The sequence below is a fragment of the Kribbella sp. CA-253562 genome, from assembly GCF_050942265.1.
Lineage (GTDB): Bacteria > Actinomycetota > Actinomycetes > Propionibacteriales > Kribbellaceae > Kribbella.
In genome coordinates this window covers 7,092,374-7,105,488 of the sequence record NZ_CP192049.1, presented here as the reverse complement: position 1 = coordinate 7,105,488, position 13,115 = coordinate 7,092,374, and the positions used below count along the sequence as shown (strand labels likewise).

Annotated in this window: 15 protein-coding genes; all 15 read left to right on the top strand. The window is 70.6% G+C overall.

Annotated elements, in window-relative coordinates; translation table 11 throughout:
- Positions 1 to 14: 14 nt before the first annotated feature.
- The 15 genes from ACQPXM_RS33565 to ACQPXM_RS33495 all read left to right on the top strand — a co-directional run bounded on the left by ACQPXM_RS33565 (position 15) and on the right by ACQPXM_RS33495 (position 13,093).
- Positions 15 to 755, top strand: coding sequence for a YcnI family copper-binding membrane protein (locus ACQPXM_RS33565; RefSeq protein WP_432941413.1), 741 nt, complete (start codon positions 15 to 17; stop codon positions 753 to 755).
- 2 nt (positions 756 to 757) lie between these two features.
- The gene (locus tag ACQPXM_RS33560) at positions 758 to 1,267 is read left to right on the top strand and encodes a copper resistance CopC family protein (protein ID WP_432941411.1); all 510 of its coding nucleotides are present in this window, start codon (positions 758 to 760) and stop codon (positions 1,265 to 1,267) included.
- Positions 1,264 to 2,304, top strand: a complete 1,041-nt coding sequence (locus ACQPXM_RS33555) for a copper resistance D family protein (protein WP_432941408.1) — start codon at positions 1,264 to 1,266, stop codon at positions 2,302 to 2,304. Before ACQPXM_RS33560 ends, ACQPXM_RS33555 begins: the two co-directional genes overlap by 4 nt.
- Positions 2,305 to 2,353: 49 nt before the next feature.
- Positions 2,354 to 2,839: a MarR family winged helix-turn-helix transcriptional regulator gene (locus tag ACQPXM_RS33550; RefSeq protein WP_432941406.1), complete on the top strand. Its 486-nt coding sequence runs from the start codon at positions 2,354 to 2,356 to the stop codon at positions 2,837 to 2,839.
- A gap of 165 nt (positions 2,840 to 3,004) precedes the next feature.
- A complete protein-coding gene (locus ACQPXM_RS33545) occupies positions 3,005 to 3,574 on the top strand; it encodes an NADPH-dependent FMN reductase (RefSeq protein WP_432941403.1) in 570 nt (189 codons plus the stop codon).
- Between the two features lie 125 nt (positions 3,575 to 3,699).
- Positions 3,700 to 3,843, top strand: coding sequence for a hypothetical protein (locus ACQPXM_RS33540; RefSeq protein ID WP_432941400.1), 144 nt, complete (start codon positions 3,700 to 3,702; stop codon positions 3,841 to 3,843).
- Positions 3,837 to 3,974, top strand: a complete 138-nt coding sequence (locus ACQPXM_RS33535; RefSeq protein WP_432941398.1) for a fructosamine kinase family protein — start codon at positions 3,837 to 3,839, stop codon at positions 3,972 to 3,974. The genes ACQPXM_RS33540 and ACQPXM_RS33535 overlap by 7 nt, the downstream gene beginning before the upstream one ends.
- 181 nt (positions 3,975 to 4,155) lie before the next feature.
- On the top strand, positions 4,156 to 5,691 hold the full coding sequence (locus tag ACQPXM_RS33530; protein WP_432941395.1) for an ABC transporter substrate-binding protein: 1,536 nt from the start codon (positions 4,156 to 4,158) through the stop codon (positions 5,689 to 5,691).
- Positions 5,692 to 6,630 carry an ABC transporter permease gene (locus tag ACQPXM_RS33525; RefSeq protein WP_432941393.1) on the top strand — a complete coding sequence of 313 codons (939 nt, stop codon included), beginning with the start codon at positions 5,692 to 5,694 and terminating at the stop codon, positions 6,628 to 6,630. It abuts the gene before it with no gap.
- Positions 6,627 to 7,430, top strand: a complete 804-nt coding sequence (locus ACQPXM_RS33520; RefSeq protein ID WP_432941390.1) for an ABC transporter permease — start codon at positions 6,627 to 6,629, stop codon at positions 7,428 to 7,430. Before ACQPXM_RS33525 ends, ACQPXM_RS33520 begins: the two co-directional genes overlap by 4 nt.
- Positions 7,427 to 8,971 carry an ABC transporter ATP-binding protein gene (locus ACQPXM_RS33515; RefSeq protein ID WP_432941388.1) on the top strand — a complete coding sequence of 515 codons (1,545 nt, stop codon included), beginning with the start codon at positions 7,427 to 7,429 and terminating at the stop codon, positions 8,969 to 8,971. Before ACQPXM_RS33520 ends, ACQPXM_RS33515 begins: the two co-directional genes overlap by 4 nt.
- 64 nt (positions 8,972 to 9,035) lie before the next feature.
- Positions 9,036 to 10,109, top strand: a complete 1,074-nt coding sequence (locus ACQPXM_RS33510) for a pyridoxal-phosphate dependent enzyme (RefSeq protein WP_432941386.1) — start codon at positions 9,036 to 9,038, stop codon at positions 10,107 to 10,109.
- A gap of 10 nt (positions 10,110 to 10,119) precedes the next feature.
- The gene (locus ACQPXM_RS33505) at positions 10,120 to 10,911 is read left to right on the top strand and encodes a phytanoyl-CoA dioxygenase family protein (protein ID WP_432941384.1); all 792 of its coding nucleotides are present in this window, start codon (positions 10,120 to 10,122) and stop codon (positions 10,909 to 10,911) included.
- Positions 10,908 to 11,729: a Rossmann-like domain-containing protein gene (locus ACQPXM_RS33500; protein ID WP_432941382.1), complete on the top strand. Its 822-nt coding sequence runs from the start codon at positions 10,908 to 10,910 to the stop codon at positions 11,727 to 11,729. Before ACQPXM_RS33505 ends, ACQPXM_RS33500 begins: the two co-directional genes overlap by 4 nt.
- 176 nt (positions 11,730 to 11,905) lie before the next feature.
- Positions 11,906 to 13,093 (top strand): MFS transporter, encoded by a 1,188-nt coding sequence (locus ACQPXM_RS33495; RefSeq protein WP_432941379.1) that lies wholly within the window; start codon positions 11,906 to 11,908, stop codon positions 13,091 to 13,093.
- The last annotated feature ends 22 nt before the right edge of the window (positions 13,094 to 13,115 follow it).

The window sequence follows — 13,115 nt, the reverse complement described above, 5'->3', positions numbered from 1 at the left end:
GCGAAAGGCTCACCATGGTGCCAAGAATCGCCCTGCGCGCCGCCGCGATCTCCGCGGCGTCCGCGCTGGTGCTGGTCGGAGCGGCGAACTCCGCCTCCGCCCACGTCACTGTTTCGTCCCCGGACGCCAAACCCGGCGGCTACGCGAAGCTGGTCTTCCGGGTCCCCACCGAGTCCGACACCGCCAGTACGACGAAGCTGGTGGTCTCGTTGCCGAAGGACCACCCGTTCGCCTCGGTCGGGGCGCAGGTGAAGGACGGGTGGAAGGCGGTCAAGACGACCGAGAACCTGCCGTCGCCGGTCAAGGTCGGCGACGTCACGCTGACCAAGGCGATCACCACCGTCACCTGGACGGCGGTCGGCCCGGGCATTCCGGCCAACGACTTCGACGAGTTCGCGCTCTCGGTGGGGCGGTTGCCGGAGGGCGTCGACTCGCTGAGCTTCCCGGCGGAGCAGACCTACAGCGACGGCGAGGTGGTGAAGTGGGCGGAGGTCGCCGCGAACGACTCCGACAAGCCCGAGCACCCGGCGCCGTCGCTGAAGCTGGCCGCCACGATCACTCCGGTCGCCGCGACGACGGGCGACGACGACGAGGCCGGCTCGGACGTGCTGGCCCGATCGCTCGGCGGAGCCGGTCTGCTGCTGGGGCTGATCGCCCTGGGACTGGCGCTTCGCCGCCCGTCGGCAGGTGGACAGGGAAGTGGGGGACCCTCCGGCGCAGGATCGTCCGCGGGCTCGGCATCCGAGGGCAAGTAGCCGTGCGCAGAGCATTCGCGGTCCTGGCCGCGTCGCTGCTCGTCCTGGTGGGATCCACCGGGACGGCGGCGGCGCACGCCAAGCTCGACTCGATGACGCCGGGCGACGGCACGACGATGGCCGTCCCGCCGACGCAGGTGGTGCTCACCTTCAACGAGCCGGTCGGCAGCACGGGCGCCGAGTTGCAGGTGAAGTCGCCGAGCGGCGTGAACGTCGCCTCCGGCGCGATCCAGGTGGTCGACAACACCGTCACGCAGCCGGTCGGCGCGATGGTCGAGACCGGCCGATACCAGGTCGACGCCAGGATCGTGTCGGCCGACGGCCACCCGATCACCGTCACCGGCTCGTTCACCGTCACCCACGCCGGTCACGACCCGAACCAGCCGGTCACCCCCACGGCGACCACCGACGGTGGCAACTCCAACGTGGTCACGATCATCGCGATGTCCCTGGTGATGCTGGTCGTGGTCGCGCTGGCGATCGTCATCGTCCGCCGCCGCCCGGCCGCATGAACAACGCGCCGCCGCGCGAGGGCGACTCCGTCGAATCGGCTGCGTCGGCGGGTCTCACGGGCCGGCTGATGCTCGGGATAGTTGCCTCGGGCATCGTTGTGCTGGTGGTGGCGCTGCTCGCCGCCGGTGGTGCGCCGAAACCGCTGCCGGGCGGACTGGCCGGCGCGAGCATGCCCGTGTCCTGGGCGGTGCCCGTACTGCGGCTGATCGCCGACGCGGCCGCGGTCGCCTGTGGTGGCGCGGTGCTGGCCGCCGTACTGCTGCTGAAGGCGGACGACGGTGGAAAGCTCGGAAAACAAGGGCTTCGAGCGGCTCAGGACGCGGCCGTGGCGGCTGGGGTCTGGGCGGTCGCGAGCATCGGCGGTTTGATCGCCACCGCGTCGGTCATCCTCGGCGTTCCGCTCGCGCACTTGTCGTCGCACGCGGAGTTGGCCGGCTCGCTCGACCAGGTCCGTGCCTTGGCCGTCGCGGTCGCGCTGACCGCCGTACTGGCTGTGGTGCTCAGCGGCTGCCGCACCGTTGCGACCGCACGAGTCGCGTTGGTACTGACCGCCGCGGCGCTGGTCGGCCCGTTGCTCACCGGGCACGGGGCGATCGAGCGGACCAACGCCTGGTCGGTGCTGGCGACCGGGTCGCTGGTCGTCCACGTCTTCGCCGCGGTGGCCTGGATCGGCGGGCTCGGTGCCTTGGTCCGATACACCCGCGACCATGCCGCGATCGACACCTTCAGCCGCCTCGCGCTGGTCTGCGCCGTGACGATCGGCGCGACCGGCCTGCTCACCGCCGAGATCCACCTCGGCGGCCGCGAGGACGGCTGGGGACTCCTCACGCAGTGGGTGACGACCGGGTACGGCGCGCTGGTGTTCGCGAAGGCCGTCGCGTTCGCCGTACTGGTCGCGATCGGGTGGTGGCACCGCCGCGCCACGTTGCCCGCGCTCGCGGACCGGCCCGCGCTGTTCTACCGGCTCGCCGCTGTCGAGCTGCTGGTGATGGCCGGCACGGTCGGCCTGGCCGTCGCGCTGTCCCGGACGCCGTGATCGGCGTTCGACGATCGGTGATCCGTCAACAGCCTCGTATGCTGACTGGATGGCAGAGGTGCGGTGGCTGGACGCGCGCGAGGCGCGGCTGTGGCAGACCTACCGTGACTCGCACCGGGAACTGATGGCGGCGCTCGAGGCCCGGATGACGGCGAACGGCGGTCTGTCCGCGGCCGACTACGCCCTGCTGCACCCGCTGTCGACGTCCGAGGACGGCATCCTGCGGACCCGCGAACTCGGCCGGTCCGTCGGCTGGGAGCGCAGCCGGCTGTCCCACCAGGTCAGCCGGATGGAGAAGCGCGGACTGGTGGTCCGGGAGGAGTGCCCGTCCGACGCCCGCGGCTCGATGGTCCGGATCACCCCGGCCGGGCGCGCGGCGATCGAGGCCGCGGCGCCGGACCATGTCGACGCCGTCCGGAGCTACCTGTTCGACCACCTGTCCCGCGAGGAGCAGGATCTGCTGGCCGACTTGCTCGACCGGGTGCTGCAGGCTCTGCCGCAGCGCGACCCGAGCCGCGCCGACGTCGACGCCTGACCGGTCGGCGTTTCCGCTGCGTCCGGAGCCGATCCGCGCGCGGCGACGGCATCGGTGGGCGCGCTGGGAATACGGCGGACCCTTCCTCCCGTTGGGTTGACGTGTCATCCAAAGATGCTATTTTTGGTGATGCATCACCAACCCTCTCTCTTCGAAGGACCAAACATGCCCAAGATCGCGATCATCCTCGGCAGCACCCGCCCGGGCCGCAACGGCGAGGCCGTCGCCCGCTGGGTGCTCGACATCGCCAAGCAGCGCGGTGACGCCGACTACGAACTGGTCGACATCGCGGAGTACAAGCTGCCGCACCTGGACGAGGCGATTCCGCCGTCGATGGGGCAGTACACCCAGCCGCACACGCTGGCCTGGGCGGAGAAGATCGCGTCGTTCGACGGCTTCGTGTTCGTCACCCCGGAGTACAACCACTCCACCTCGGGCGCGCTGAAGAACGCGATCGACTTCCTGTTCGCCGAGTGGAACAACAAGGCCGCCGGCTTCGTCAGCTACGGCTCCGTCGGCGGCGCCCGCGCGGTCGAGCACCTGCGCCTGGTGATGGGCGAGCTGAAGGTTGCCGACGTCCGCGCCCAGGTGGCGCTGTCGCTGGCCACCGACTTCAAGAACTACAGCGAGTTCGCCCCGGCCGAGTACCACGTCGCCGAGGTCGGCGCGATGCTCGACCAGGTCGTCGAGTGGAGCGGCGCCCTGGCCCACCTGCGCCAGCCGGCCGCCGCCTGACCCTTTCTTCTCGCTCTTCGGTCCCGCACCGAAACGCTCCCCTGTTCGCTGTCGCCGTGGCAGCGAACGGGGGAGTTTCTCTGTTCTGTGGCCCTGTCGAGCTGCGCGCGCCGTACGGTGACCGGATGCCTGACGACATCTGGACCGATGACCTGCGCTATCTGAAGGAGCCCCGGGTGCAAGAGGCGCTGGACGTCGCGGATCTCGTCGGGCTGAGAAGCTGTGTGACCGGCTTCCGGAGCTCGTCCCGGTCGCACCGGCGGTGCTGACCCATGGAGACCTCTGGCACGCCAATGTGATCGCGACTGCTGATGGCACACCGGTGTTCATCGATCCGGCGGTCAGCTGGATGTGGGGTGAGGTCGACCTGATCCGGCGGGTGCTGCGCCAGTGGCAGTGACTCCCAGTATTTGATCATCGCCGCACTGTGACACGCCGTCACGGGCCGCAAGGGGGCGGCTGGGCGGAAAGAATGAGTGCTGTTCAGATGCGCGCTGAATTTGACAACGATTTTCATTAACGGCAGGATCGACGCCGGCGGGGGGAGCTCGCCGGGACCATCGCACCGTGAGGGAAAACTGATGTCCGAAGCGCTGAACAGACGTGGATTCCTGGGGCTGGCCGGGGGACTGGGACTTGCCGCGGTCGCCGGGTGCGGCGGTGGTGGTGAGCAGGCGGCGGCCCAGCCGCAGCAGGGTGGGCGGCTGCGGGCGGTGTTCGCGGGCGGTGGCGCCAAGGAGGTGCTCGACCCGCACGTGCAGAGCCTGTTCGTGGACATCGCGCGGCACAAGGCGATCTACGAGAAGCTGGTCGAGCTCGGGCCGGACCTCAAGCCGGTGCCGCGGCTGGCCGAGAAGTGGGAGCCGGACGCGCAGGCGGCGACCTGGCGGTTCACGCTCCGGGACGTCACCTGGCACAACGGCAAGCAGCTGACCACGGACGACGTGCTCTACAGCCTGGCCCGGATGGCGGATCCCGCGGCGCCTGAGCGGGTCGCACAGTCGTCGCTGGCGTCGCTGGACCTGAAGCGGTGCCGCGCCGTCGACAAGCGCACGGTCGAGCTGACGCTGACCGCGCCGAACGCCGAGTTCCCCGCGCTGCTGGCCGGGATCGGCACGCAGATCGTGCCGGACGGTTTCAAGGATCCGACCAAGCCGATCGGCACCGGGGCGTTCACCTTCGTCTCCTTCGAGGCCGGGCGTTCGATGGTGGCCAAGCGGTACGCCGACTACTGGGACGGCGCCGCCCGGATCGACGAGCTGCACGTGCTGTCCGCCGACGCCGAAGCGCGGGCCAACGCGCTGCAGGGCGGCCAGGCGGAGTACGCGAACGACATGACCGCGACCTTCGCGCGCACCGCGGAGGCCGGCCGGACGGTGAAGATCGTGGCCGCCAAGGGCAGCACGATGCAGGCGTTCGTGATGAAAACCGACCAGGCGCCGTTCGACAACCCCGATGTCCGGATGGCCTTCAAGCTGCTGGTCGACCGGCAGCGCCTGGTGGACGTCGTACTGGCCGGGCGGGGCGTGGTCGGCAACGACCTGTTCGGCAAGGGCTACCAGTACTACCCCGCCGATCTGCCGCAGCGCGAACGCAACCTGGACGAGGCGAAGGCGCTGCTGAAGAAGGCCGGTCTGCTGAACAAGGAGATCGAGATCTTCACCGCCGACGCGTCGGCCGGTTTCGTCGAGGCGGCGACGCTGCTGGCCGAGCAGGCCGGTGAGGCCGGGGTGAAGCTGAAGGTGACCACCGGCAGCTCGCAGACGTACCAGAAGGACCTGTTGACCAAAGGCCTGATCGGGAGCCACCGGTCGGGCGCGATGCCGATCCCGCAGTACGTCACCGACCGGCTGCTGTCGAAGTCGCCGTTCAACGTGACGCACTGGCGCCGGCCGGCCTTCGACGCGTCGTTCGCGGCGGCCCAGGTGCTGACCGACGAGACCGCGCGAGCGGCGAAGTACGGCGAACTGCAGAAGACGCTGCGCGACGAGGGCGGCATCCTCGCCTGGGGGCACCCGGACTTCCTGGTCGCGGTGTCGTCGAAGGTGCAGGGTGTGCAGGCAGTGCCGCCGAACACGGTGGACTCGGGCCGGTTCGACAAGGTGTGGCTGGCCTGAATGCGGGCCTACGCGGCCCAACGGGCTGCTCTCGCGGTGCTCCAGCTCGCCGTCCTGTCGGTGCTGGTGTTCGTGCTGACCTCACTGCTGCCGGGTGATGCGGCGGACATGCGGTTCACCGAGACGCTGACGCCGGAGCAGGTCGCGTCGCTGCGGGCGCAGCTCGGGCTGGACCAGCCGGCGATCGAGCGGTTCGTCACCTGGGCCGGGAACGTGCTCAACGGTGATCTCGGGACGTCGCTGATCAGCGGTGGCCCGGTGCTGGACATCGTGAAGGCCTCGGTCGGAGCGACGCTGGTGCTCACGCTGGCCACGCTCGCCGTCGTCGTACCGCTGGCCGTTGCCCTGGGCATCTTGATGGGGACGCGGGAGAACGGGCGGCTGGACCGGACGATCACCTCGATCACGCTGGCGCTCAGCGCGATCCCGGACTTCGTGATCGCGGTCGTCCTGGTGGCGGTGTTCTCGCTGAAGCTCGGGTGGTTGCCGGCCACCTGGGTCGGCGGCGATCTGCTGGCGAACCCGGTGCTGCTGGTGCTGCCGGTCGGCGTACTGCTCGGGCGGGCGGTGTGTTTGCTGTCGCGCCAGGTACGAGCTGGGACGATCAACGCGCTGCACGCCGACTACGTCGTACAGGCGCGGCGGCTCGGGGTGCCGCGGCGGCGCGTGCTGTTGCGGCACGTGCTGCCGAACGCCGCGGTTCCCGGCGTACAGGAGCTGGCGCGGACCGGCGACACATTGCTCGGTGGCGTGCTGGTCGTGGAGGCGATCTTCGCGATCCCGGGGTTCGCGACCGCGTTGGTGGACGGGGTGGAGACGCGTGATCTGCCCGTCGTGCAGGGATTGACGCTGGTGCTCGCGGTCGCGGCGCTGGTGATCAACCTCGGCGCCGACCTGGTCTGCAACCGGCTCGTCCCGCGGACGGAGCTGCTGCGATGAGAGCCCGTACGCCGATCGCCGTGTCGCTCGTCCTGGTCCTGGTCCCGGTGCTGGTGGCGGTGTTCGGGCCGTTCGTGCCGATCGACGCAGAGCCGGGGCTGCCGTACGAACGGGGTCCGGGGCATCCGTTGGGCACAGACGGCCTGGGCCGTGACGTCCTGGAGTTGCTGCTCGCCGGTGGACGGACGGCGCTCGGCATGGCACTCGGCGCGGTCGCGATCGCCTACCTGGTCGGCGGTTTGATCGGACTGGTCGCGGCGTCGACCCGTCATCGCTGGCTCGACGAGCTGCTGATCCGTCCGCTGGACGTGTTGCTCCCGCTGCCGTCGCTGCTGGTGATCAGCGTGGTCGCCGTCGGCTGGCGGGCGTCGGCGCTCGCCATCACGCTCGCGGTTGCCGCCGTCAACGTTCCGACGGTCGCGCGGCTCGTGCGTGCTGCCGCGCTCGACGCGGCCAGTGGTCCGGTGGTCGAGGCGCTGCGCATGCAACGCGAGAGCTGGGTCGGCATCCATCTCGGGTACGTCGGTCGAGCGGTGCTCGGGCCGGTCGCGGCCGACATCGGGACCCGGATCACGCTGGCGGTGTTCCTGGTCGCGTCGGTCAATTTCCTTGGTCTCGGGCTGAGCCCGACCGCTGCCGACTGGGCCGTCAGTGTTTCGCGCAACCGGGAGGGACTGCTGCTCCAGCCGTGGGCGGTGCTTGCTCCCGCGCTGCTGCTGGTCGCGTTCACCCTGGGGTTCAACCTGCTGGCGGACCGCCTGGTCCATCGGAGCCGCCGGGTAGCGGAGGTGACGCGATGAGGCCGGCTGCTGATCAGCCGCTCGTTCGGGTGCGGGGTCTTGGTGCCACCGCCGGTTCCTCGATTCTCGTCGACCAGGTGGACTTCGACGTCTGGTCCGGGCAGGTCACCGCGCTGGTCGGCGCTTCCGGCTCGGGCAAGACGACGTCCGCTCTGGCGCTGCTCGGGGAGCACGGGGATCGGGTCTCGCTCTCCGGGCTGGTGGAGGTCGCCGGGAAGGTGGTTGTCGACGGCAACGGCGTCACCAGGGCGGCCGATCAGGTCAAGGGACGGGTCGTCGCGTACATGCCGCAGCATCCGGGCAGCGCCTTGAATCCGGCGCGGCGGATCGGAGCCGGGTTCCGCGAGCTGGAGAAGGTGCATCACCCCGGGGAGAGCGTCGTCGCCGAGGCGCTACGCGCGGCACAGGTGCCGGGCGACCGGAAGACCCTGCGGCGGTTCCCCCACCAGTTCTCGGGTGGACAGCGGCAGCGGATCGCGTTGGCCCAGGCGCTGACCTGCCGACCGCGAGTCCTGGTTCTGGACGAGCCCAGTACGGGCCTCGACTCGATCACCCGGCTGCAACTGGTCGGTGAGCTGCACGAGCTGGCGGGCGAAGGGCTCGGGATCCTGCTGCTCAGCCACGATCTCGATCTGGTCCGGGCGCTGGCCCACCACGTCGTGGTGCTGGACGCCGGACAAGTCATCGCCACGGGCGGCCACGAGGTCCTCCCGACAGCGCCCGACCTCCCGCTGGGTCGGCGGCTCACCGGTCACGAAACCCCCTTGCTTCAGGCAACGACACTCTCGGCGCGCGTGCGGGGCCGGGAGCCGATCCTGCGCGAGGTCGATCTCGGCGTGCCGCCGGGCTCCTGTGTCGGCGTGGTCGGGCGCTCGGGGAGCGGGAAGACGACCCTCGCTCGGTGCCTGGCCGGCCTCCATGAGCGGTACTCCGGGGAGATCACCCTCGACGACCGCACCCTCCCCGTATTGCGCAAACGCTCCCGCGAGCAGACCCGTCGCGTCCAGTACGTCTGGCAAGAGGTCCGTGGATCGTTCGACGAACGGCGTCCCGTCGTCGAGCAGGTCGCGCGGACGGCCCGGCGGCTCAGAGGACTGCAGCCGCAAGAAGCGAAGGGCGCGGCGATCGCGACCCTGGCGCGCCTCGGTGTGTCCGCGGCGATCGCCGATCGGCCGCCGAGCCAGTTGTCCGGCGGCGAACTGCAACGCGCCGCCCTGGCTCGCGCGCTGCTGGCCGAGCCCGACGTGCTGATCTGCGACGAGATCACCACCGCGCTGGACGAGCGCGGCACCGGGCTCGTCGTCGAGCTGCTGCTCGAGCTCAAGGAGCAGGGCACCGCGCTGGTCTGGATCAGCCATGACCTCGGGCTGGTCTCGGCCGTGGCCGACGACGTGCTGGTGATCGACGCCGGCCGGATCGTCGAACAGGGACCACCGGTGACCGTGATGACCAACCCGTCCACCGAGGTGGCCCGGCGGCTGGTGAGGGCCGCCCGGGTCGGACACCAACCGCCTCCGCCCGTGCTGACAACGACGGGGTGATGACCGTCTCCCGCGTACTGCGCGGCGCCCGGCACCCCCACGCCGACACGAGGAGCAACCCGTAGTGACGATCCCTGGCACGCCCCGGCTGCACGACCATCTGGCAGAGGCGATCAAGGACCCCGATCCGATCCGCGTCTCCACCGGGTCGGGCGACGACCTGATCTGCCTGCGGTTCGAGACGATGAAGGTGTACTCCGCGCTCGGCGCCGTCCGGCACCTGCTGGAGACCGGCGCGGTTCGTCCCGGCGACACGCTGATCGACAGCTCCAGCGGGATCTACGCGCACGCGCTGGCGCTGGCCTGCCACCGGTACGGGATGAAGTGCCACATCGTCGGCTCGACCACCGTCGACCGGACCCTGAAGATCCAGCTGGAGATCCTCGGGGCCACCGTCGAGCAGGTCCCGTCGTCGAACAACCTGCAGCTGGACCAGAACCTGCGGGTCCGCCGGATCGCCGAGATCCTGCGCGACAACCCGTCGTACCACTGGATGCGGCAGTACCACGACGACATCCACTACCTCGGGTACGGCGCGGTGGCCGAACTGGTCGACCAGGTCGCGCCGGCCGGGCCGCTGTGCCTGGTCGGCGGCGTCGGGACCGGTGCGTCGACCGGCGCGATCGCGGCGTACCTGCGAGATCGTGGGCGGGACGTGAACCTGGTCGGCGTCCAGCCGTTCGGCAGCATCACCTTCGGCGCCGGGCACACCCAGGACCCGGAGATGATCATCGCCGGGATCGGCAGCTCGATCGAGTTCCGCAACGTCCGGCACGAGCTGTACGACCGGCTGCACTGGGTCTCGTTCGACTACGCGATGTCGGCGGCGGTCGACCTGCTGCGGACCTCCGGGGTGTTCGCCGGATTGTCCGCGGGCGCGGCGTATCTGTCCGCCTTGTGGGAACACCACTGCGACAGCAGCCGGCAGCACGTCTTCCTGGCCGCCGACACCGGCAACCGGTACGTCGACTCCGCTTTTTCCCGGCATGCCGAGGCGCGGCCGATGGACAGCATGCGGCCGCGCGAGATCGACTCGCTCGAGCAGCTCGCGGTGCCGTGGTCGGCGATGTCCTGGGACCGCCGGGAATCGGCGCTGCAGCAGCGCGAACAGTTTCCATCTGCGACTCCGTCGCACTAACCTGATGACCATGTCGGGCTATGTGCTGCTGCCGCGGTTGTTCACGGCAACGGAGGTCGAGCGACTGCGGGACGCGGTCGAGCAGGTGCACGCGACCGTCGTGTCCGCCGCCGAGGCGGGCGAGACGTCAGTGACCGTGTGGCCGGACGGCCACCGGTTGGAGACGATCGACGGTACGACGATCCACTGGGAGCCGGACGCGCCCGGCAAGGCGGTCCGGTCGCTGTCGCCGGTCTCCGGGATGTCGCCGGTGATCGACGCGCTGTGGACCGACCAGCGGCTCACCGCGCCGATGGCCTCGGTGCTGAACTCGTTGCCCACCGCACCGTCTCGTCCGCTGGCGGCCGCGGACGTCGGTCCGTTCGTGGCCAAGCTCAACTTCAAGCGGGCCGGGGTCGGGTCGGAGTTCGCCTGGCACCAGGACTTCCCGTACTGGTACTGCTGCGCCGGCGACGCGGCGTACCAGATCGCCACCGCGATCGTGATGCTCGACGACAACGCCGTCGAGAACGGCGCGATGACGCTGGTTCCGGGCAGCCACCTGGCCGGTCCGGCGCCGCGTGACCCGCGGGAGCCGACCGGACTGCTGGTCGATCCGCGGTCCGTCGACGAGGCGGCGGCGGTGACGATCGAGGCCCCGGCCGGGTCGGTGCTGATGTTCCCCGGCCTGATGGTGCACCGTTCCGCGCCGAACCGGACGGCGACCGACCGGCGGTCCCTGCTGTTCTGCTTCCAGCCCGCCGGCCGTCCCGAGTTGTCCGCCCTGACCTACAACGCCGAAAGGCTGGCCGATCTCACATGATTGATTCAGTCACCGCCCTGACCGAATCCGTTCTCGCCGGGGAGCGGGGGCCCGCGCCGTCGACGGTGCCGGTGATCAGCGCGTTCTGGTTGCACAACACGACGCGGCTGCCGGGGGCCGACGTGACGTACAAGAACTACTACGTCCTGCTGCGCGTCGGCGAGGTCTTCGGCGCCTGCGCGTTCGAGGACGGCGAGCTCGATCCGTCGTACTGCGCGGACGTGTCCGGGCAGTCGTTGGACGCCCTGCTGGTTGACGCGCCGCTGCCGGTGCGGATTGCGGCGCTGGACGCCTACCTGGCCTCGGTCGAGCCGCACCACGTGGCCGCCGGTGCCGAAGAGATCGTGCTGCCCGCCGGTACGCCGGACGTCCGGGCCCGGGCGCGTGACGCGGCCGTGGCCGGGCTGCTGGAGGTCGCCGAGGGGTCGAAGGTCGCGCTGATCGGCGTGGTGAACCCGCTGGTGGACGCGATCACGTCACGGGGCGGTATCTGTTTGCCGTGTGACTTCAACCTGCGCGAGACCGCCTCCGGACTGCCGGTTTCCCGCGACATGACGGAGGTTCTGGACGCCGCCGACGCGGTCGTGGCGACCGGAATGACGTTGAGCAACGGCAGTTTCGACGTGCTCGTCGACCGTTGCCGTGAGCAAGCGAAGCCGCTGGCCGTCTATGCTCAGACCGGAAGCGCGGTGGTGCGCGCCTTCCTCGGCTCCGGGGTCACCGCGGTGTCCGCCGAGCCGTTTCCCTTTTCCCAGTTCAGCTCCCGCCCGACGAGCTTGTACCGCTATCACTTCCAGGACGGAGCGTTCCGCACGTGAGCACCGACAGCCGCAACCCAGCTGTGTCATCGTCCACCATCGACCCGCCGGACGTGCACCACTCACCAACCGGTGACCGAGGGCCGGAGCCGGCCTCGGCTTCGCCGGAGCGCGGCGCGGCGCGAGGGTTGGTGAGTGGTGGAGGTCCGCTCCGGCCATCGGGTGATGCAGGGGCGGTGCCGGGTGATCTGGCGATGGCCCGCCGGCTGTGGCCGTTCCTGCTGGCCTCGACGGTGAGCCTGATCCCGTTCACCGTGTTCGGCATGTACCTGGTGCCGATCGCGGACGCGGCCGACGGCAGCGTCGCGGAGATCGGCGGGCTGCGGGGGCTCGGCGGTCTGGCGGCGTTGGTGGTCGGGTTCGCGCTCGCGCCGCTCATCGACCGGCTGGCGCGTGAGCTGGTCGCGGCCGGCGGGCTGGCGCTGCTCGGGCTGTCCGCGCTGCTCGGTGCCGTGGGCAACGTGTTCGCCCTGGCCACCTTCTGCCTGCTGATCGGGGCGTCCACCTCGATCCTCGGGCCGTCGATCGGTGCCGCGGCCGCGGACCGGTTCAACTCGCCGGCGGCCGCCGGTCGCGCCGCCACGCTGGTCTCGGCGACCACGTCGATGATGGCGATGCTCGCGGCGCCGGTGCTCGCCGTACCGGGTCTCCTGTGGGGCTGGCGGGGAAACCTGATCGCCGCCGCGGCGATCTCGCTCGCGCTGTCCGCCGCGTTCTTCTGGCGGGGCCGCGGTCGCAAGGCGCCGATCCGGGCCGAGGGGACCGCGCGGATGAGCTACCTGGCGACGTACCGGGAGCTGGCGCGGATCCCCGGCGCCGTGCCGCTGCTGGCGGTCGCGATGCTGCGGACCGCCGCCTTCATGGGGTACCTGGCCTACCTGGCCGCGTTCTACGACGAGAAATTCTCGCTCGAGCCCGGGTGGTTCGCGCTGGTGTGGTCGCTGAGCGGGGCGTCGTTCTTCCTCGGCAATCTCTTCGCGGGCCGGTTCCTCGCGCTCGACCGGCCGTCGCTCGGCGCTGACAAGCTGCTGGTCGCGGGCGTCGTCGCCGCGCTGGTCAGTGTGACGGCCTTCTACTTCTCACCGACGCTGCCGACCACCCTGGTCCTCACCGCGCTGATGGGTGCCAGCCACGCGACCGTCGCCGCCTGCGTCACCACCCTGCTCGTACGGCGTAGTGGCGACCTCCGCGGCTCGGCGCTCAGCGTCAACGCCGCGGGAATGTCGCTGGGGGTGTTCCTCGGCGCCGCGATCGGAGGACTCGGCCTCGGACTGGCCGGCTACCCCGGCACCGCCGCGGCGTTCGCCGCGATCACGCTGCTGGCCCTCGGGTTCGCCCTCCGCGTCCGCGCCACCGACAGCTGACCGGGTGGGGGGAATCCCCGAG